Source organism: Mycoplasmopsis agalactiae 14628 (assembly GCF_000266865.1).
GTDB lineage: Bacteria > Bacillota_I > Bacilli_A > Mycoplasmatales > Metamycoplasmataceae > Mycoplasmopsis > Mycoplasmopsis agalactiae_A.
Genome location: NZ_AJPR01000021.1, coordinates 1 through 663, shown reverse-complemented (window position 1 = coordinate 663; position 663 = coordinate 1). Strand labels below are relative to the sequence as shown.

Genomic DNA, 663 nt, shown 5'->3' with positions numbered 1-663 from the left:
TGTTCAGTAATTAATGTGATGGAAAGAAATCTATTTGAAAGTCTATTTGAAGTAGACAATAAATGAAATGATGTCGAATTGGATGCCAAAATTTATAAAGATGTAATGTCTAAATTACGCTACACACTTAATTCTAAGAAAACTAAATTTTATCAAGTAGTCGGTTTTAGCAAATATAAAACTAAATTTCTAAAAGAAAAAAAGATTGATAGTCAAATTAAAACTGACGCAATAAACTTTATAGATACATATTTTGAATTATTTTATACTCCCCTAACTAAAATAGATGAAACATTATCTAAACTTCCTAATGAATATTCTTCCCTTAAAAAACACTTTATGCATTTATTTAATATAACTGAAGAAGAACTTAATAATGAGATTCAAAAACAAAATAAACAAGAAAATAATGCTAAAGAATATGAAGAAATGTTAAATATGTTTTCTAATAATGAATTAAAAAAAGAAGATAACAAACAAAAAACAAAAGAGAAGACTAAAAAGAGTGGTCTTGAACTCTAGAATTCTTTTATTTAAGCAAATAAGGCCTTTTTAGGCGCTTCTTGCTTAAGGATGATAAATTCATTATTTAAGTGAAATGATGTTATTTGAAGGCCTTTTTACTTATTCTTGAATTAATAAAAAAACAAAAAATTTCACTAA

At 23.7% G+C, this 663-nt stretch carries 1 pseudogene; it reads left to right on the top strand.

Going from position 1 to position 663, the window contains the following annotated elements:
- Window positions 1–522 (top strand): annotated as a pseudogene (locus MAGB_RS04385) (hypothetical protein); the annotation flags it as partial.
- Between the last annotated feature and the right edge of the window lie 141 nt (window positions 523–663).